Origin of the sequence: Faecalibacterium sp. IP-1-18 (assembly GCF_023347355.1) — a bacterium.
Classification (GTDB): domain Bacteria; phylum Bacillota; class Clostridia; order Oscillospirales; family Ruminococcaceae; genus Faecalibacterium; species Faecalibacterium prausnitzii.
On record NZ_CP094472.1, the window covers coordinates 206535 to 225262 of the forward strand.

An 18728-nucleotide genomic window follows, 5' to 3' on the forward strand; every position below is an offset into this window, starting at 1 on the left:
AGGAACACATTATGGCAAAGACGATCATCACTTTGGGCCGTGAGTACTGCACCGGCGGACGCTACATCGCAGAGGACGTGGCAAATGCGCTGGGCATCAAGCTTTACGACAAGGAGCTGATCACCATGGCAGCAAAGAACTCCGGCTTATCGGAGGAGGCTGTTGCCGCCAGCGAGAAACGGCACACCCACAGCCTGCTGTACAGCCTGTACACCATGGGCAACGAGCTGCCGCTGGGCGATCAGGTGTTCATTCTGCAGAGCCGTATCATCAAGCAGCTGGCCGAGGAAGGCCCCTGCGTGATCCTTGGCCGCTGCGGTGACTACGTCCTGCGGGAGCGCAAGGACGTGCTGCGGGTGTTCGTGTATGCACCCAAGGAGTGGCGCTTGCAGTACGCCAAGACCAACCCCTTGGTAAAGGCCAAGGACGAAAAGGGCATCAAGGACGAGGTGGAAAAGACCGACCGCAACCGCTCGGCCTACTACAACTACTACACCCAGAACCGCTGGGGCGATGCCCATAACTACGATCTGGCCATCAACGCTGCCCTTGGCCGCGAGACCTGCGTAAAGATGATCTTAGACGCAGCTGCCGCCAAGGAAAAGACGCTGTGACCCCCAGCCAGACCCAATAAACAACGACAGAACGTGGGCAGGGCGCTTCTGCGCCCTGCCCACGTTTCCGGCAAGGGAAGTTCTTACAGAGCGTATACCTTCTGAAGGCTTCCCCCCTTGGGGGAAAGGCTTTAGTGGCTGCGGCGTTGACTGAGAGTGATATCCATGCCGCAGCATCCCCTATCCCAAGTGTTCAAAAGGAGAAATCGTGAAAACAAATCAATCGCAGACCGCACCCGCCGAGGTGCGGGAAAACATCATGGGCACCATGGAGATCAACCCCCTTTTGCTGAAACTCAGCATCCCGATGATGATCTCCATGCTGGTGCAGGCGCTGTACAACGTGGTGGACTCGGTGTTCGTGTCTCATGTCAGCGAGAGCGCTCTTACCGCCGTATCGCTGGCCTTTTCATTGCAGAATGTCATGATCGCCGTGGGCGTGGGCACCGGTGTGGGCGTGAACGCCCTGCTGAGCAAGAGCCTTGGCGAAAAGAACCAGAGCCGCGCCAACGCCACCGCAGAAAACGGCATCTTTCTTTCCCTGTGCAGCTTTGCAGTGTTTTTTGTCATCGGCCTTACCTGCATGAAGCCCTACTTCTACGCCCAGACCAGTGACTCCGTCATCGCGCAGCAGGGCATCCGGTATCTGTCGGTGTGCTGCATCTTCAGTCTGGGTCTGTTCACCCAGACCATGGGCGAAAAGCTGCTGGCGGCTACCGGCCGCACCTATCTGAGCATGATCAGCCAGCTGGTGGGCGCTGTGGTGAACATCATTCTGGACCCCATCTTCATCTTCGGCTACTGCGGCGAGGCGCTGTCCGGCACCACCGGCGCAGCGGTGGCTACGGTCATCGGCCAGTTCTGCGGTGCAGGCATGACGTTGTACTTCAACACCCGCAAAAACCCGGATATCCAGATCAGCTTCAAAGGCTTCCGTCCCAGCGCCAAGGCCATTGGCCGCATCTACACCGTGGGTCTGCCCAGCATCGCCATGCAGTGTGTGGGCAGCCTGATGACCTTTGGCATGAACCTGATCCTGATGGCCTTCTCCGCTACGGCGGTGGCGGTGTTCGGCGTCTACTTCAAGCTGCAAAGCTTTGTGTTTATGCCCATTTTCGGCCTGAACAACGGCATGGTGCCCATCATCAGCTACAACTACGGTGCCCGCAGACCGAACCGTGTGAAAAAGACCATCAAGCTGGCGGTGTGCTACGCCGAGGGCATCATGCTGGCAGGCTTCTGCATCTTCCAGTTCGCACCCCGGCAGGTGCTGAGCATCTTTGCCGCCAGCGACGCCATGCTGGCCATCGGCATCCCGGCCATGCGCATCATCTGCCTGCATTTCCTGCTGGCGGGCGTCAGCATCGTGCTCAGCTCGGTCTTTCAGGCGCTGGGCAACGGCGTCTTCAGCCTCATCGTTTCGGTCTGCCGCCAGCTGTTCGTGCTGCTGCCGGCAGCGTGGCTGCTGGCACAGACCGGCAGTGTCAACAATGTCTGGTGGGCCTTCCTCATTGCGGAATTTGTCAGCATCCTGATGAGTCTGGCCTTCTATGCCCGTATCAACAAGACCACCATCGCACCCCTGTACCACTGACCCGGGTGCGGGCAGCGGCCCTGCAAACGAAAGGAACGTGATCTCTATGGTAAAAAAGCTGAAGTGGAACCTGATCCTCATGAGCCTGCTGTATGTCGGGCTGGGCATTTTTCTGGTCATGAAGCCCGGCACGGCGCTGAACATCGTCTGCTACGCGCTGGGCGGCGTAGTGCTGGCCTGCGCAGCGGTGCAGCTGATCCGCTACTTTGTGGTGGAGCGCGGGGTGTTCCAGAGCCAGCTTACCCTGATCTCCGGCCTTATCTGCCTTGCACTGGGTGTTTTTCTGCTGCTGCGCAGCGATATCGTGGTAAGTATCCTGCCCATCGTGTTCGGCCTGTTCGTCATCTTTGACGCCATTGGCCGGGTGCAGAATGCTTTGGACCTGCGCCGCTGCGGCTACGACAGCTGGAAGGGCTTTCTGCTGCTGCCGGTGCTCAGCGTGGTGCTGGGCGTCATCCTGATCGCAAACCCCTTCGGTGCCATGGAAACGCTGGTGATGGCCATCGGCGTCATCCTGATCGTAGAGGGTGCCATCAACCTGCTCAGCGCTCTGTACACCGTGTTGGCGGTGCGCCGCTTTGCCAAGCTGCACCCGGAGACCCAGTCTGTGCTGGAATCCATCACCGGTGAGGATCTGAACGGGGACGGCGTCGTCGCCCCGGACGTGACCCGCACCGATGCAGAAGCCACTGCCGTAGAACTGGACCATGTGGACGAGAGCGCCACCGTGGAGCAGGAGAAGCAGGAGTAAGGAATAAATCCTCTCAGTCAACGCCGTCAGGCGTTGACTGAGAGGATTCTACACCAATTATCAAGAAAAGGAAAAAGGAACAAAATCATGGAAAAGTACGATCTGATCATTGTGGGTGCGGGCCCTGCCGGCATCTTTACCGCTGTGGAGCTGCTGCGCCACGGCAGCAAAAAGAAGATGCTGCTGGTGGAAAAGGGCAAGCCGGTGGAAAAGCGCCACTGCCCCAAGGCAGAGGTAGGCCACTGCGTCAACTGCCGCCCCACCTGCGCCATCACCACCGGCTTTTCCGGTGCGGGCGCGTTCTCGGACGGCAAGCTGAGCCTGTCCTATGAGGTGGGCGGCGACCTGCCCACCCTCATCGGGGAGGAGTTTGCGCAGGAGCTCATCGACTACACCGATAAGATCTATCTGGAGTTCGGCGCCGACCCCCATGTGGAGGGCATCTACACCGGTGAGGACATCAAGGAAATCCGCAAAAACGCCATCCATGCGGGTCTGAAGCTGGTGGACTGCCCCATCCGCCATCTGGGTACCGAGAAGGCACAGGAGCTGTATCTGGCCATCCAGAACTATCTGGCGGATAACGGCGTGGAGATGCGCTTCAATACCGAATGCGAGAACATCATTCTGGAAGAGGAAGGCTGCAAGGGCGTGCTGCTGAAGGATGGCGACAGCCTGCTGCCTGTGTACGCGGACGAGGTGGTCATCGGCACCGGACGCCGCGGCGCAGACTGGCTGGAAAAGCTCTGCGCAGAGCACCACATTGCCCACAAGCCCGGCACGGTGGACATCGGTGTGCGTGTGGAGTGCCGCAATGAGGTGATGGAAAAGGTGAACAAGGTGCTGTATGAGTCCAAGCTCATCGGCTACCCGAAGCCGTGGAAGAACAAGGTGCGCACCTTCTGCCAGAACCCCGGCGGCTTTGTGGCGCAGGAAAACTACGACAACGACCTTGCAGTGGTCAACGGCCACAGCTTCAAGGAAAAGAAGAGCCCGAACACCAACCTTGCCATTCTGGTGTCCCACAACTTTACCGAGCCCTTCAACCAGCCCATCGCCTACGCCCAGAAGGTGGGCGAGCTGACCAATATGCTGGGCGCAGGCCACATCATGGTGCAGCGCTACGGCGATATTCTGGATGGCAAGCGCACTTGGCAGAAGGAACTGGCACAGTCCAACGTGAAGCCCACGTTGAAGGATGCCGTGGCCGGTGATATCACCGCCGCCATGCCCTACCGCGCCATGACCAATATCATCGAGTTCATCAAGATGCTGGATATGGTGGTGCCCGGCTTTGCCGCCAACGAGACCCTGCTGTACAGCCCGGAGCTGAAGTTCTACTCCAACAAGGTGAAGATGGACGAGAACCTCGACACCAACATTCAGGGTCTGCACTGCTTGGGCGACTCCTCCGGCTGGACGCGCGGCCTGATGATGGCTTCGGTCATGGGCGTGCTCATGGGCCGCAAGCTGGCTGAAAAAGAAGGCTGCTGAAAACGATTTGAAATGGCCGCCGCGTGCGCTTTGGCCATGCTCCAAGGAATTTGATTTTTTATTTCAGTGCCCCGGAGCGTCTGCGGACGCTCCGGGGCACCCTTTTCACAGAGAGTTTTTTGCAAAAAAATAGCGGAACACCCGCAGGGTGTTCCGCTATTTTGCATTTAAAATTAGCCCTCGATGAGCTCCACGGTCTTCATCTTGACCGGGGTGGTGGGCTTGTCGTTCCAGTCGGTGCGGACAGCAGCGATCTTATCCACAACGTCCATGCCGGCAACCACCTTGCCGAAGGCGGCGTACTGGCCGTCCAGATGAGGGGCATCCTGATGCATGATGAAGAACTGGCTGCCTGCGCTGTTGGGGTTCATGCTGCGGGCCATGCTGATCACGCCGCGGGTGTGCTTGAGGGGGTTGTTGACGCCGTTAGCGGCAAACTCGCCCTTGATGTTCCAGCCCGGGCCGCCGGTGCCGGTGCCCAGCGGGCAGCCGCCCTGGATCATAAAGCCGGGGATGACACGGTGGAAGGTCAGGCCGTTGTAAAAGCCTTCCTTGACCAGCTTTTTGAAATTCTCACAGGTGATGGGGGCAACTTCCTCGTTCAGCTCGATGTCGATGATGCCGCCGTCTTCCATAGTAATGCGAACCATAACGCTACAATACTCCTTTTGTGTTGACCCCGCAGCGGGGGTGTTGGGGGGCAGAAATGCCTGCCCGGATATCCCTTATAGTATACCATAGGTTTTGCCCGTTGCAACGATGCAGATGCAACGTTTTTGTGAATTATCTGCCCAAATAGGCTGAAAATGTGCGCCGCAACCGGAGTTTACGCTCTGGTTGGTGGACGCAACCGGGCATTTGTGCTAGAATCGTGCCACAAAAAACCACAAGAGAAAGCTTCCAAAGGAGGAAACGAATATGAAAAGTGATTTTCTGACCAACCTTTTTTTCAGAGCGCTCCAGACGGTGAGCATCGCGACGATGCTTGTGCGGCTGCTGCTGCCGGTGGCCATCGTGGCTGCACTCTATCTGCTTTGGCGCATTGCCCGCAATCTGGAAAAGCCGCCGAAGCTCACGGAGGAAGTCAAGATCGTGCGCAAGTCGCTTTCTGAAATGCTCAAGGAGAACCGCACCCGCTGCAAGATGACGCAGGAGTTTGTGGCTGAGACTATCGGCGTAAGCCGTCAGGCGGTGTCCAAGTGGGAGAACGGCACCTCGGAGCCGAACACCTCCAACCTGATGGCACTGGCAAGGCTGTACGGCATCCCGGCAGAGGATCTGCTCAAGGGCGTGGAAAGCGCATTGGAAGCACAGGAAAAATAATTACAACTCCCCCTGCAGCTCCACCATATCCGCCCAGAAGCGTTTGGGGCAATGGGTCGTGCGGCCTTTTTCGTTGTGGCGCGCCTGAATTTCCAGCGTTTTGTAGAACTGCGTCCACAGCGCCTGAAACTGCCGCTCCCGCGCGCTGGGCGGTGGCAGCTCCAAGGGCGCTGCCAGCTCCAGCAGCCGGGTGCTGCGCCCCTCGTGCAGCAGCACCGCTTTGTAAAAATTCGGCTAAAAATCCTTTGCCGGGGCAGAAAGCTGGTTTATTCCATTTTTATCCGCATTGTGATGAGCTGGCCGTCCTGCACGGTGCCGTCCGAGCGGTAATACCGCCATTCGGTCGAACCGTCCGACAGCAGATATTCGACGGCAAACACCTGCCCGGCCTCGATTCGGACGGGGTAATTGTCAGACGGCAGGAACTCATGCATTTTCGGTAGATCCTTGAAGTCCTCGTATGCGTCCTCGAGCCGCCAGAACTTCCGGGACTTGTAGTCGGTGAACGCGGAGATATCCTGTTCGCCATAATAGAAGGCTGTGTAGGTTTTGCCGCTGACTTCCAGCGTGTCGATCCGCTGCGGTTCCTGCGTCAGGTCTGTGGTGTGAAGCTTTTCCCCGTAGCTCTCCTTCAGCTGCTTTGCCATATAATATTCGGCATTCAAATAGCCTGTGTTAACAATATGTGCATTCCCGTAGATCCCCATGATATCGGTGCGGTGAGTCTCTTCCAGTTCCTGATAGCTGCGCTGGAAATTCTCCACCATCCGATCTTCCCGGTACTGTTCAGCCGCCTCTTCATTGGTTTGACAAATCCGTGCATATCGCTTTCCCTGCTGAATATTCAGCAGGGCACGTTGATACTCCTCGGTGTCCATCTGCCCGGTGGATTTCAGATATTTCAGATACCGAGGGCCGGTACTATGCCAGGTATGGCCGACATCGGTGCCGTGGAACACGGTCTTTGGATAGGTCTTCTTGATCTGCTTCAGAAAGTTCTTTACGATCTCGGTGCCGCCTGCTGTGCCCTCCCAGTCTTTGAACTGCTGATCCAGCAATTCGTCATCGTCTGCCTGCATCCACAGGTTGAGGAACTGTGCATCCGTATACGGGTATTCTACAAACAGATCCCGCATTCCCTTTTTATAATATTCACCCCAGATCTCAAGTTCCCGATCCAAGATATGCGAATCGCTGTGCCATTCTCCGTAGAGGTAGATTTCGTCCGTGGAGTTGCTCGTATTATTCACATTGTTCCAGAGCAGCCCCAGCAGTGCCAAAATCAGTACCAGAATCAGTACGGGGACGGCATATTTCCAACGTCCGGTCTTTTTTCCTGTTTTCATTGTAATTTCTCCTTCATTTCCACCATATCGCCCCAGAAGCGCTTGGGGCAATGGGTCATGCGGCCTTTTTCGTTGTGGCGCGCTTTGATTTCCAGCGTTTTGTAGAACTGCGTCCACAGCGCCTGAAATTGTTGCTCCCGCGCACTGGGCGGCGGCAGCTCCAAGGGCGCTGCCAACTCCAGCAGCTGCGTCTTGTGTCCCTCGTGCAGCAGCACCGCCTGATGGACGGCATCATAGATCATGAAATCCTCCTCCGGGAAGCGTCCGCAGAAGTGTGGGCGCAGCAGGGGGAGGATATAATTTTTGGGGTGGATGACCGCGCCCAGCATGCCATCGTGCTCCTCGAACCGCACAAAGCCCTGAAACTTGTCTACCTCCCAGTCCAGACTTTTTTTCATGGCGTAGAGGGGCGCGACCACCGGATGCCCCTCCCGCTTGACCGTGCCCGGACCCAGCGCAAAGGCCAGATGCAGAAAGCGGAGCAACAGCAGCTCCTTGTCCTCCTGCCCGGAGAGAAAATCCCGGCTGACGAGGTACTCGGTCTCTGCGCCCAGCTTTTTGCCAAAGCTGGCGAATACCCGCCGGGCAACGGCGGGGTCGGTGGCAATGTCCTTGACCGGGTAGAGGGTGGCCGTTTCCCGCTGGGGCGTCCACACCGCAAAGGGGAGTTCGTGCTGGGCAAAGCTTTCGTACACGCAGCACAGAAAACCTTCAAAGCTGCCGTCATACAGGTAGACCACGTCGGCATCGTGCAGCTTGCGCGCCCCCTTGGGGCTTACAGTGCCTTGGCAAGACATTGCACTGCCTCCTCCCTTACCATGCGGACAGCCGTCCGGGGCGGCACGCCCTGCCCGATGAGGTTGTCCACGGCGGGCGGGCTGAACAGGCTCAGCTGCTCGCAGCTGCCGCTGAATACGTTGGGGTCGATGAGTGCCCGGGTAATGCGCTCCCGCCCGGCACTGCCGCGCCCCGGGTGCGCCCCGGAAAAGCCCCGGCAGGTGATGAAGTACTGCGCCCGCTTGAGCACCACGCCCATGCGTTTCAGCTCGTCCAGCCCCAGCGCCGCCTGCTTGCGGGCGCGCCAGATGCGCCGGGCGCTTTTGGGGCCGATGCCCGGCACCCGCAGCAGCATCTCGAAGGGGGCGCGGTTCACGTCCACCGGGAACAGCCCATAGTGCTGCACCGCCCAGTTGCATTTGGGGTCCAGATAGGGGTTGAAGTTGGGGTTATCCTTATCTAAAATTTCGTCCGCCTCGAACTGGTAGAACCGCAGCAGCCAGTCTGCTTGATACAGCCGGTGCTCCCGCAGAAGAGGCGGCTTGGTGTCCAGCGCGGGCAAGCGGGTGTCCTCGGCTACCGGGATGTAAGCAGAGTAGAACACCCGCTTCAGCCCGTACTTCTGGTACATCCCCTCGGTCAGCTTTAAGATGTGGTAGTCTGTCTCCGGCGAAGCGCCTACGATCATCTGGGTGCTCTGCCCGGCGGGGGCAAACTTGGGCGCGTGACGGTAAAGGGTAAGCTCCTCCCGGCTGGCGGCGCCGGATACCGCGATCTGCTTCATGGGGCGGAAGATGGAATGCCGCCCCTTGTCCGGGGCCAGCAGGTTCAGGCTGCGCTCGCTGGGCAGTTCCACGTTCACGCTCAGACGGTCGGCCAGATACCCCAGCTGCTGCAAAAGTTCCGGGCTTGTGCCCGGGATGGCCTTGGCGTGGATATAGCCCCCAAAGCGGTATTCGCCCCGCAGCAGCCGCAGCACCGCCAGCATCCGCTCGGTGGTGTAGTCCGGGGTGCCCAGCACTGCGCTGGACAAAAACAGCCCCTCGATGTAATTGCGGCGGTAGAATTCCATGGTCAGCTCTGCCAGCTCCCGGGGCGCAAAGGTGGCGCGGGGGATATCGTTGGAGCGGCGGTTGACGCAGTAGCCACAGTCGAAGGAGCAGCAATTGGTCATCAGCACCTTGAGCAGGCTGACGCAGCGGCCATCGGCGGTAAAGGCGTGGCAGCAGCCTGGGGCATAGCAGCTGCCCACCGTGCCCGGGCGCGCGGTGCGGGACGCCCCGCTGGAAGTGCAGGCAACGTCATATTTGGCACTGTCCGCCAGAATGGTCAGCTTGTCCATCAGGGTCTGTTCCATGCAGAATGCACCTCCAAAGGGGATAAAACCGGGGAAAAGGGTCAAAAAATAAAGCCATGCGCAAAACAGCAGATGGCTTTATGAAAAACAGGGGGACGTCTTTGACAAAAAGCAAACTCTTACCGAAACAAAAGCCTTCCCCCGTCCGGGGGAAGCCTTCAGCAGCGAAATTTTAAATCGCCCGGCTTACCACTTGGCTTTGGTCTCCACCACGCGGCCGGCAATGTGCAGGTGGTTCAGGTCCTCGCCCCTGATGACCATTTCATGATAGGCGGGGTTGAAGGGCTGCAGCACCACGCAGTTGCCGCGCTGGATGTAGCGCTTCAGGGTGCCCTCGCCCTCGTCGCCGTAGATCAGTACGCCCAGATCGCCGTTTTCCAGCGTGTCCTGCTTGTGCACCAGCGCAAGGTCGCCATCCTGAATGCGGGGCTCCATGCTGTCGCCGCGCACCACCAGATAAAAATAGTTGGAGGGGTCCTTCACGCGGGCGTACTCCTGCCCGTAGTCCTCTTCAAAGGCCAGTGCGCCGTAACCGGCCTTCACCGTGCCGATGACCGGGATCAGGCTCTCGGTATAGCTGCCGAAAAAGCGCTCCTCGGGGGCAGAAACGTTGCTGACCGGGCGGTACAGCCCCAGCAGATAGTCCGCCGTGGTGTTCAACAGTTCCGCAATGCGGGCCACGGTGGAGGGGTCGGGGGAGGACTTGCCGCTTTCCCACTTGCCGACAGCCTGCTGGGTGACCCCCAGTCTGGAGGCAAGCTCCGCTTGGCTGACGCCCTGCTTTTTGCGGCACTGCTTCAATAGCTCTGAAAACGACATGATGATGCTCCTTTTCCCAATGGGTGGTTTATGTTGGTTTTATTATACAACAAAAGGGTGTTTCTGTAAAGAGAAAATCCAAAAAAACTTCGAATAAAGGTTGTGATAAATGCGCCTGCTGTGCAGCTATCGTACAGAAAAAAGAAAAATTTGCATAAGGGCTTGACAGAACGGCGCAAATCTGGTAAAGTAAATAGGCATTCGACACGGCGTAACGCGAGTGTCCACAAGGAGAGATGTCCGAGTGGTTTAAGGAAGCAGTCTTGAAAACTGCCGTACGGCAACGTACCGTGGGTTCGAATCCCACTCTCTCCGCCATTTTTATTGAATAAGTGTAATGCACTTTGCTCTGGAGTAGTACTCAAGAGGCCGAAGAGGCGCCCCTGCTAAGGGCGTAGGTCGTCTAAACAACGGCGCGAGGGTTCAAATCCCTCCTACTCCGCCAAGAAAATCCCTCGTAGTTTCGTGAAAACTGCGGGGGATTTTCCTTTTTGTAGCGTTTTTACTCGTGAAAAAGGGGCTCTGAAAAGCCCGCGTTTGCGCAGCAATGAAAGCCCCAGTGGGGCTTTTAAGCGGCAGAGCGGTCTGCGCAAGCAGATGGAGGGGCTTTGCCCCGACAAGCTCCGCGGGCTTTTCAGAACCCCAAAATTATAAATAATCTTTCCGCTGAATATGCCCAGAGCAACGCGGAGGGCATTCCCGATTGTCTCGTCTTGCAGCGGTGAGCCAGCTGAACCGGAAAAGCTTTACAGCAGCAGGTTCGTGATGCCTGCCAGCACCAGCAGGTGCACCGGGTAGAACCAGTAAAAGGCCTTTTTCTGCAATGGACTGCACGCACCGCGCTGCCCGTTGTAGAACCAGACCAGCACAAAGGCCAGCGGGGCGGTGAGCTCGAACATAAACAGCAGTGCGCCCGCAAGGCACTGCCACTTGCGGTTTGTACGGGTGAGGTACAGGGCGCAGATGATGATCACGCCGCTGGCGTTGTAGTCGGTGCGGGCGGCCAGCGCCAGCGCGGCGCACCCGCCCGCCCACACAAGCCCCTGCCAGCCGGGCAGGCCGTTTTCCTTTTCAAAGCGCTTGAGCCCTGCCATAGCCAGCACGCCCAGCGCCAGCGTCCAGTAAACGTTCTGTGCACTGGGGTCAAAGGGGGTGCGGAAGAACGCAAGGTCAAAGGGTACCTCGCTCAAAATGCCGAACAGCACCAGCCGCCCAAGGTAGCCTTTGACGTTGTGGGTGTGCACAAAGCCCTCCACCAGCAGAAAGCAGAACAGGGGAAAGGCCAGCCGCCCGGTGAAGCGCAGCACCATGTCCAGCCGGTACAGTGGGTAGGCGGAAAGGGTGTCCTGCGAGAGGGTGCCGGCGTCCAGCCCGGGCGTAAGGATGCCTGCCTCGATGCAGGACGCGCCGATGTGGTCCACCAGCATGGTGATGCAGGCAATGGTTTTAAGAGCAGTGCCGCTGAAAGTGCGGCGCGGGGATAGTGCGGTCATAAAAAATACCTCGTTCAGGTCGTTAAAAATCGTTACAGGAACTATAACGGAGGAAAGGCGGCATTTCCTGCAAAAATCGCGGCAAAATCTGCACAGAACGTGCAAAAATCGGGGCAAAATGCTTGACAGAAAAGGCGCGGGATAGTACAATCAAGAAGATAATTGAACTATCTCAAATGAAAGATGAAAAAGATTCACAGAGAATCGGGCGTCTCCGAACCAGTAAAGACGGAAGGAGGCTTTGGGCATGACGCTTTTTTCCTACGAAATTTTTGATGCCGTGGCCCGGCAGGGCAGCTTTAACAAGGCGGCACAGCAGCTGCACCTGACCCCCTCGGCCATCAGTCACGCCATTGCCGTAATGGAGGAGGAGCTGGGCTTTGCCCTGTTCAACCGCGGCAAAAACGGCGTATCCATGACCAGTTACGGCGCTTCCCTGTATCCTTCTATCCGCGATGTGCTCAACAGTGACGAGGCGCTGAAGCAGAGCATCGCCCGCCTGAATGGCTTGGAAAAGGGCAAGGTGAAGCTGGGTGTATTCAACTCGGTGTGTGCATCGCTGCTGCCCGGGCTGGTGAAAAGCTTTGCGGCGCATTATCCGCAGATCGAGATCGAAGTATATCAGGGCACCTACGATGATGTCAAGGAATGGCTGCGCACCGGTCAGGTGGATATCGCTTTCCTGTCCTCCACCTGCCGGGAGGAATTCAACCTCACCGAGCTGTTCCGGGAGCCGCTGCTGTGCATCGTGCCGCAGGACTGGCCGGAGCCGCAGGACGGCGTAATGACCCCGGCGCTGATGAACGGCCAGAGCTTTGTGGTGCAGTGTGACGCCACCGACGCCGAGATGCGCCAGTTCCTCAAGAAATACAAAATCGGCACCGAGCGCCGCTGCCACGTCATCGACGACCAGTCCAATATCGCCATGGTGGAGGCCGGGCTTGGCATCTCCATCATGCCGCAGATGCTGCTGCGGGATTGCAAGGCCGCCGTCAAGGTGTACCCCATCGAGCCGGAGGAGTACCGCGTGGTGGGCTTGGCCGTGCAGCGCCCGACCTCCATGGCTCCTGCCGTGGAGCAGATGTTCCACCACATCGTGGAGTACTGCCACGAACTGGATCTTTCGCTGTAATAAAGGATATTTTTGTATCTGTCAACCGGGAAGTTCTGCGGAGCTTCCCGGTTGATTTTTTATGGAGAAGTGTAAAGACAAACGGTAGTTACAGCGCTGCGGGGTAGGAGGTGGTAACCGAGGGATGTTCTCTTTTGGTGGCAAAAGAGAACCAGAAAACCACCAGCGATTTCGACGCGCTGGAGCCACGAAAAAGGGGCTACTCGCCCCTTTTAACCCCAAAGAGGAGGGCTACACCGGAAAAAAACTGAAGATTCACGCCTGTTCGGCGTGAAGATCTTTTAACCGTTTTTTCCGGCTCCGCCGATTTATAGCTCCTCAGTCGCTGCGCGACAGCTCCCCCGAGGGGGAGCGAGCGCCCGCCCGCAGCGCCGCACTTTCGCAGAAAGCGGCACTGCAAATGCCGTTTTCCTTTACGACCCCTCCCGTGAAAAGGGGATTCAGAAAAGCCCGCAGGCTTTTCTGAATCCCGAATAAAAATCCAATTCCGCTGATTATGCCCAGAGCGTAAGCGGAGGGCATTCTAAATCGTCCCGTCTGCCGCCGCAAGTAAAAATTGCATCCAGCGGCAAAAAGGTTTATACTATAAAAAAGCGCTGCGGGGTACGATCTGCAGGGCAGGATGCGGGGGATGAAACCATGAAACGACGGGATTTTTGTAAGGGTCTTGCGGTGACCCTTGCAGCGGGGACGCTTGCACCCGCTGCGGCGCTGCCGCAGGCCGGGGCGGCTACAGCCTTGGTCGGCCGCGCCGTACCGGACGACTACTATACCCTGTGGTACCGCAGCGACCGCTGCGGTGCCGACCTGCGGCACGACTACTATTACAGCGACAGCCTGTTCGACCACCCTGCCACGGAGTACGACAATCAGCTGGCGCTGGCCACCTTGGGCATGGCGGCAGCCGCCGACTGCCCGTGGGAGAGCGACCAGCGCTATTGGATGGAGGGGGAGGTCGGCCGTGCCGACCATATCCGGGACGCCTTTGCAAAGCTGGGCTTTACTGAGGTGCAGCTGTTCAACTATACCCACAGCCTGAACGACACCCCGGACACTGTGGGTTGCGCCGTTGCCCGCAAAACGCTGGTGCGCGGCGGCAGGCAGGTGACCATTATCGGGGCGTTCCTGCGTGGCTCCGGCTACGGGGCCGAGTGGTCCGGCAACCTTCATGCAGGGCCGGGCAGCGCCCACGTCGGCTTTGTGACGGCGGCGCGGCAGCTGGTTGAAAAAATACGAGGATACGTTCAGACGTCGGCAAAGCGCCAGCCGCTGGGCACCCTGAAGCTCTGGATGGGCGGTTACAGCCGGGGCGGCGGTGTGGCCAACCTTGTGGCGGCGCGTCTGCCCGCCGTGCTGCCGCAGCTGGAAAAGAAAAACACCTTTGTCTATACCTTTGCCGCCCCGGCGTCCCTGACGGCGGCAGACTGCCCCGATTTGCAGCAGGATTATGACAACAACCACGCGGCAGACGGCAGACTGAAAAAGGACTGGGGCATCAGCAATATCTTCAATATCGTTTCCAGCGGCGATGTCATCCCCCGCATCCTGCCCGCAGAGTGGGGCTTTTACCGCAACGGCAACGACCGCTTTCTGCCCTCCACGGTCATCCCGGAGGAGCTGCAGGCACTGAACGACCGCAGCGCAGGGATGGAAGGCACGCCGATAGATTTCGGGCGGCTGGCGGTCGCCGAGGAGACCGATGCCGTGCTGCGATCCATGATGGACCTGTTCTGCGACCGTCAGACCTACTACAAGGGCTATGAGGACGCCATGCGCTGTATGCTGCAATGCGCGACCACCCGCACGGAGGAAGAGGTGACCCGGGGCATCGTGCGCGACGATGCCGCCGTGGTGGCGCAGCTGCGCAGCATGGAACTGATGCAGCGCTTCCCGCAGGAAAAGGTGGAGCGCTGCGTACAGGCAGCCTCGGCGCTGAGCCGTCCGGTGCTGGAAAAGCTGGGCAGCGCGGTGCCGCTGCAGGCGCAGCAGATCGTCATCCCCATGCTGGCGGTGGGCCTGTGCTTTGAGCTGCAGCCGGAGACGGTGCAGCTGGTGGCAGACTTTGTCCTGTCCACCATCACGGTAAAGGGACAGCTGAGCGGCATTTTAAAGACCGTGTTGTGCCACTTTCAGGAAAACTACATTACCGTGCTGGAAGCCTACGACCCTGCCGACCACGGCATGACGCCCTACACCCGCCGGGAAGAGCTATAAACAAAAGTCCGCTGCGCAGACACCGCGCAGCGGACTTTCTCGTTTTTGAAAAGAAGCTCAGAGAACAGGTTCAGCCCGGTAACGGGGTCGTACTGGCGGTCTACCGTACCGTCCAGAACATCCACCACCATCTCGCAGGTGGCGCTGACCACCGCCCGGTTCAGATGCCCGCCGAACACCTCGCCCTTGTCGTTTCCGGCGCTCATGTGCAGGTGGGTGTAGAATTCACCGTTCATGGTGTTGATGGTGCCGGTCAGGGACACGATCTCAAAGCTGCCGCTGAAGCTGTTGGCGTAGTATTGCTTCTCTGCTACATTATATACGCCTACCGTAAAGCTGTTGGTGGCGCCCAGCGCCTGCACGGCGGCAAGGCGGATGTTTTCTTTCAGGGCAAGTTTTTTGACCTGTTCTAGGATCTCCTCGTCCTTGTCGATGCGGACAATGATCTTATTGCCAAAACGTTTGTATTCCATGGGGAAGCATCTCCTTTATGTGGGTTTTTGTGCGCTGCTCTTTGCCGGGAACGAGTGCGGATTTATTGATCTTCTGAATCTAAGCCAAGTTCTTTCAGCTCTTTTTCGTTTTGGATATCTTCATTGGTTTTCTCTCCCGTGATAGCACGATACGCTTCTTTGATGCCGTTTCTCACTGCCCATTTGATAACATAATACAGCGCAATTAAAATAACAATTGCGGTTCCTCCGCTGATACCTAATTCATTCCACATGATTCAACCCTCCAAATCCAGATTTGTTGAACTAAGCCGAGTATACCACACCTGCCAAGGAAAGAACACCCCCGATAGAGTGAAATTCCCGGTTTGCTGTTCCGGGCTGGCAAATGACACAAAAAAATCCCCAGACCAAATGGTCTGGGGATGTGGTGGAGCATTGTCCACAGCACTCGAACCCAACACTTCCTCACGGGTGACCGTTTTGGCATCATCCGTGAAGTTGAAATTGAGTGCGACCCGGTCATCAAAGACGTAGACCGAGTTGACAAAGGTATCAATGATCTGCCGCTGGTGTTCCGTGCTGCCCACGTCACCCTTGCGGAATTTTTCAAGCCAGAACCGAATCCACTCACGGGTCAGGACGGGCTTTTTCAGCTCTTCTTCCAGAATGCTGGTGTTCAGGGCTTCTTTCCGGGCTTCCAGTTCGTCCAACCGCTGCTTGGTGGTCGGGGTCAGGATGCCCTGTTCAATGGCTTCCAGAAGGTTTGCCAGCCGCTTCTCTGTGTCCTTGAGCTGGTCTTTCAGGACAGGCAGCCGGGTGTTCTCCTTCCGCTGGGCTTCCATGACCAAATCTATCAGCTGTTCGATGATTTCATCGCTGAAAATCACCTTAATGGCAGTGTCCACCACGAACCGTTCCAGCGGCTCCTTGCGGATGGCTTTCAGGTCGCAATGCGCCTTGCCGTGGCGTTTGGCGTTGCCGCACTTGTAGTAATAGTAGGTGTTTCCCATGTGGCTGGTGCCGCTTTCGCCACCCATCAGGGTGCCGCACTTGCCACAGAACAGCTTGGTGGTCAGCAGATAGCTCACATCCTCTTTTGCAGGCCGACCGTGGGCGATCTTGTTCTGCTCAAAACGCTGCTGTACCCGGTTGAACAAATCCTCGTCCACGATGGCGGGAATGCCGCCCGGTGTCACGATGTCTTTATAGCGGTACTCGCCTATGTAGCGGCGGTTCCGGAAGATCTGGAAGAAGCTGTTCTTCACGAACGGCTTCCCGGTGCGGGTACGCAGACCGCGCTCGTTCAGGGATGCTGCGATCTTCTCGGCCGGTTCGCCGTCGGCATACCGGCTGAAGATTTCCTGCACGATGGGAGCCGTCTCCGGGTCGATATGGTACAGCCTGTCCTCCTTGCCAATGGTGAAGCCCAGCGGCACCACACCGCCGTTGTACTTGCACTGGAGGGCGTTTTCGCGCTCACCGCGCGCCACTTTCAGGGCGAGTTCGGCGGAATAGTATTCCGCCATGCCAATCAGCATACTCTCCACCATAATGCCTTCAGGCCCCTGCGAGATGGGTTCCATGGCAGACACCAGATGGACACCGTTCTTTTCCAGCTGGTACTTGTAGTTCACGGCATCGAACCGATTCCGGGCAAAGCGGTCGAGCTTCCAGACCAGAACCACATCGAAGATTTTCTTCGCGCTGTCCTTTATCATCCTCTGGAAGTCCGGGCGGTCATCCGTTTTGGCAGAGTAGGCACGGTCGATATAGGTGCCGACCACGGTGATACCGTTCTTCTCGGCGTAGTCCTTGCAGTCGCGCAGCTGCCCTTCAATGGACGCTTCGCGCTGGTTATCCGATGAATAGCGGGCATAGATCACAGCGGTCATAGCAGGCACCTCACTTTACACATCATTAAACGGTGAACGGTTCTTTCAAAATGTAGTTTCGTATAATATATATACCATGTTTTACAACGGTTTGCAAGAAAAACAAAACGGAAAAGTGGTGGTGCTCATCGTGAACACCACCACTTCAGAAGAAAAAAGTTCTTTGCCCGCTTATGCGTTTTAACAATTTGGAAACAATTACGGAAAATCGAATTTGAGCTTATTAGCTGAGAGCAAGAATCGTCCCGTGGCCACAAATTTTCAGTTCTTGAAAATTTCCTGTCCATCCGGGACTTCACTTCTTCAACTCTTGCGAGTTTCCGAAGTGTTCTTGTTGGGGCGTGCCTGCCCCAAACCCTGCTAGGAACGCGTGCTATAAGCTGGAATTTATAGATTCAATGGATAAAGGTGTGGCTTGTTCCAAACTCATGCATTTATTATAATAGGGCTGTGAGGAGGTGCTGGAATGAAGCAGTGTCCCATTGATTTCTTTGACCCGGAGGTGCAGCATTTGGCCGCATCTGCCGGGTGCAGACTTTACCGGATGCAAAACGACACCGGCGAAGGGCTCATCTCTGAATATCCGATCCTGTCGGGGATCGATCTTTTCTACAATGACTTTCACATGAAGGACGGGCAGAATCAGAACAAACGCCCCATGCCGGATACCATCGAAATCAATCACTGCCGGGAAGGGCGGTTTGAGTGCGAATTTCAGAACGGCGATTATCAGTATATCGGTGCGGGCGACCTGTCCATTCACCGGCTGAGCCACACCACCCGGCAGACCCGTTTTCCACTGGCGCACTATCACGGCATTTCCATCACCATCGACTTGCCGCGGGCGCAGCAGACGCTTTCTTCTCTGGAAGCCATCATGGGCGATCTTGATATCCATTTGGAAGCCATCGCCGAGCGTTTCTGCCGGGAAGAGAGCTGCTATGTGCTGCGCAGCAACCGGGAAGTCGCGCACATTTTCTCGGAGCTGTATGCCGCCCCACCGGAACGGATGGCACACTACCTGAAAGCCAAGGTACTGGAACTGCTCATGCTCCTAAACGACCTACCGCAGGAGTCCTTCTCGGAAAAGCGGCAGTTTTTCTCCCGCAGTCAGGTCACGGCTGTCCGGGCGATACACGATGCAATGATACAAGATCTCAGTCACCATTACACATTGGCTGAGCTTTCCCGGCAGTTCGGCATTGCGCAGACTTCCATGAAGCTCTGCTTCAAAGCCGTTTATGGCAGCTCCATTTATCAATACATGAAAACCTACCGGATGCAGACCGCCCGCGTCCTTTTGCAGGATACAAGCCGCAGTGTGACCGAGATCGCAGCTACACTCGGCTATGATAACCCTAGCAAATTTTCGGAAGCGTTCAAAAAGGAATACGGCATAAGCCCCACTCTGTTCCGAAACTCGCCGTCCGAATTGGATGTTTCCTGACGGTTCGGAGTGGCAGACCG

Annotated in this window: 18 protein-coding genes and 2 tRNA genes; 10 read left to right on the forward strand and 10 right to left on the reverse strand. The window is 57.2% G+C overall.

Features of this window, described 5'->3' with window-relative positions:
• The first annotated feature begins 11 nt into the window (after nucleotides 1-11).
• The 4 genes from MTP43_RS00910 to MTP43_RS00925 all read left to right on the forward strand — a co-directional run bounded on the left by MTP43_RS00910 (nucleotide 12) and on the right by MTP43_RS00925 (nucleotide 4453).
• Entirely contained in the window at nucleotides 12-614 is a 603-nt protein-coding gene (locus tag MTP43_RS00910; protein WP_055186304.1) for a cytidylate kinase-like family protein, read from the forward strand.
• A gap of 208 nt (nucleotides 615-822) precedes the next feature.
• A complete protein-coding gene (locus tag MTP43_RS00915) occupies nucleotides 823-2208 on the forward strand; it encodes an MATE family efflux transporter (RefSeq protein ID WP_112121808.1) in 1386 nt (461 codons plus the stop codon).
• Between the two features lie 46 nt (nucleotides 2209-2254).
• Nucleotides 2255-2959, forward strand: a complete 705-nt coding sequence (locus tag MTP43_RS00920) for an HdeD family acid-resistance protein (protein WP_112121809.1) — start codon at nucleotides 2255-2257, stop codon at nucleotides 2957-2959.
• A gap of 87 nt (nucleotides 2960-3046) precedes the next feature.
• Complete coding sequence (locus MTP43_RS00925; RefSeq protein WP_005921675.1) at nucleotides 3047-4453, forward strand: NAD(P)/FAD-dependent oxidoreductase; 1407 nt, start codon at nucleotides 3047-3049, stop codon at nucleotides 4451-4453.
• Between the two features lie 173 nt (nucleotides 4454-4626).
• Here MTP43_RS00925 and MTP43_RS00930 read toward each other — a convergent pair whose 3' ends face one another.
• Nucleotides 4627-5103, reverse strand: a complete 477-nt coding sequence (locus MTP43_RS00930) for a peptidylprolyl isomerase (protein ID WP_055186307.1) — start codon at nucleotides 5101-5103, stop codon at nucleotides 4627-4629.
• 268 nt (nucleotides 5104-5371) lie between these two features.
• Between MTP43_RS00930 and MTP43_RS00935 the strand changes: the two genes are divergently transcribed.
• The gene (locus MTP43_RS00935; protein ID WP_005921678.1) at nucleotides 5372-5776 is read left to right on the forward strand and encodes a helix-turn-helix domain-containing protein; all 405 of its coding nucleotides are present in this window, start codon (nucleotides 5372-5374) and stop codon (nucleotides 5774-5776) included.
• Here MTP43_RS00935 and MTP43_RS00940 read toward each other — a convergent pair whose 3' ends face one another.
• From MTP43_RS00940 to MTP43_RS00960, 5 genes are all read right to left on the reverse strand, one after another.
• Nucleotides 5777-5992, reverse strand: coding sequence for a DUF4130 domain-containing protein (locus MTP43_RS00940; protein ID WP_238057160.1), 216 nt, complete (start codon nucleotides 5990-5992; stop codon nucleotides 5777-5779). It lies immediately after the preceding gene.
• 50 nt (nucleotides 5993-6042) lie between these two features.
• Nucleotides 6043-7122, reverse strand: coding sequence for a hypothetical protein (locus MTP43_RS00945; protein ID WP_113620681.1), 1080 nt, complete (start codon nucleotides 7120-7122; stop codon nucleotides 6043-6045).
• Nucleotides 7119-7919: a TIGR03915 family putative DNA repair protein gene (locus MTP43_RS00950; RefSeq protein WP_113620682.1), complete on the reverse strand. Its 801-nt coding sequence runs from the start codon at nucleotides 7917-7919 to the stop codon at nucleotides 7119-7121. The genes MTP43_RS00945 and MTP43_RS00950 overlap by 4 nt, the downstream gene beginning before the upstream one ends.
• Nucleotides 7898-9256 (reverse strand): putative DNA modification/repair radical SAM protein, encoded by a 1359-nt coding sequence (locus MTP43_RS00955; RefSeq protein ID WP_015537217.1) that lies wholly within the window; start codon nucleotides 9254-9256, stop codon nucleotides 7898-7900. Before MTP43_RS00955 ends, MTP43_RS00950 begins: the two co-directional genes overlap by 22 nt.
• 186 nt (nucleotides 9257-9442) lie before the next feature.
• Complete coding sequence (locus MTP43_RS00960) at nucleotides 9443-10075, reverse strand: LexA family protein (protein WP_015537218.1); 633 nt, start codon at nucleotides 10073-10075, stop codon at nucleotides 9443-9445.
• 230 nt (nucleotides 10076-10305) lie between these two features.
• Here MTP43_RS00960 and MTP43_RS00965 point away from each other — a divergent pair.
• Both MTP43_RS00965 and MTP43_RS00970 read left to right on the forward strand, forming a co-directional pair.
• Nucleotides 10306-10393, forward strand: a tRNA-Ser gene (locus MTP43_RS00965).
• 33 nt (nucleotides 10394-10426) lie between these two features.
• A tRNA-Ser gene (locus MTP43_RS00970) sits at nucleotides 10427-10520 on the forward strand.
• Nucleotides 10521-10821: 301 nt separating this feature from the next.
• Here the strand turns inward: MTP43_RS00970 and MTP43_RS00975 are convergent.
• The gene (locus MTP43_RS00975) at nucleotides 10822-11568 is read right to left on the reverse strand and encodes a TraX family protein (protein WP_005921689.1); all 747 of its coding nucleotides are present in this window, start codon (nucleotides 11566-11568) and stop codon (nucleotides 10822-10824) included.
• 247 nt (nucleotides 11569-11815) lie between these two features.
• On the opposite strand from MTP43_RS00975, the gene MTP43_RS00980 reads away from it, so the two are divergent.
• Complete coding sequence (locus MTP43_RS00980; RefSeq protein ID WP_249234993.1) at nucleotides 11816-12700, forward strand: LysR family transcriptional regulator; 885 nt, start codon at nucleotides 11816-11818, stop codon at nucleotides 12698-12700.
• Nucleotides 12701-13339: 639 nt separating this feature from the next.
• A complete protein-coding gene (locus MTP43_RS00985) occupies nucleotides 13340-14914 on the forward strand; it encodes a lipase family protein (RefSeq protein WP_113620685.1) in 1575 nt (524 codons plus the stop codon).
• Here the strand turns inward: MTP43_RS00985 and MTP43_RS00990 are convergent.
• From MTP43_RS00990 to MTP43_RS01000, 3 genes are all read right to left on the reverse strand, one after another.
• The gene (locus tag MTP43_RS00990) at nucleotides 14890-15387 is read right to left on the reverse strand and encodes a PPC domain-containing DNA-binding protein (RefSeq protein ID WP_341458557.1); all 498 of its coding nucleotides are present in this window, start codon (nucleotides 15385-15387) and stop codon (nucleotides 14890-14892) included. The genes MTP43_RS00985 and MTP43_RS00990 overlap by 25 nt on opposite strands.
• A gap of 62 nt (nucleotides 15388-15449) precedes the next feature.
• Nucleotides 15450-15641 (reverse strand): DUF6019 family protein, encoded by a 192-nt coding sequence (locus tag MTP43_RS00995; protein ID WP_005921991.1) that lies wholly within the window; start codon nucleotides 15639-15641, stop codon nucleotides 15450-15452.
• A gap of 3 nt (nucleotides 15642-15644) precedes the next feature.
• Nucleotides 15645-17261 carry a recombinase family protein gene (locus tag MTP43_RS01000; protein ID WP_249234994.1) on the reverse strand — a complete coding sequence of 539 codons (1617 nt, stop codon included), beginning with the start codon at nucleotides 17259-17261 and terminating at the stop codon, nucleotides 15645-15647.
• Between the two features lie 466 nt (nucleotides 17262-17727).
• On the opposite strand from MTP43_RS01000, the gene MTP43_RS01005 reads away from it, so the two are divergent.
• Nucleotides 17728-18708, forward strand: a complete 981-nt coding sequence (locus MTP43_RS01005) for a helix-turn-helix transcriptional regulator (protein WP_249234995.1) — start codon at nucleotides 17728-17730, stop codon at nucleotides 18706-18708.
• Nucleotides 18709-18728: the final 20 nt, after the last annotated feature.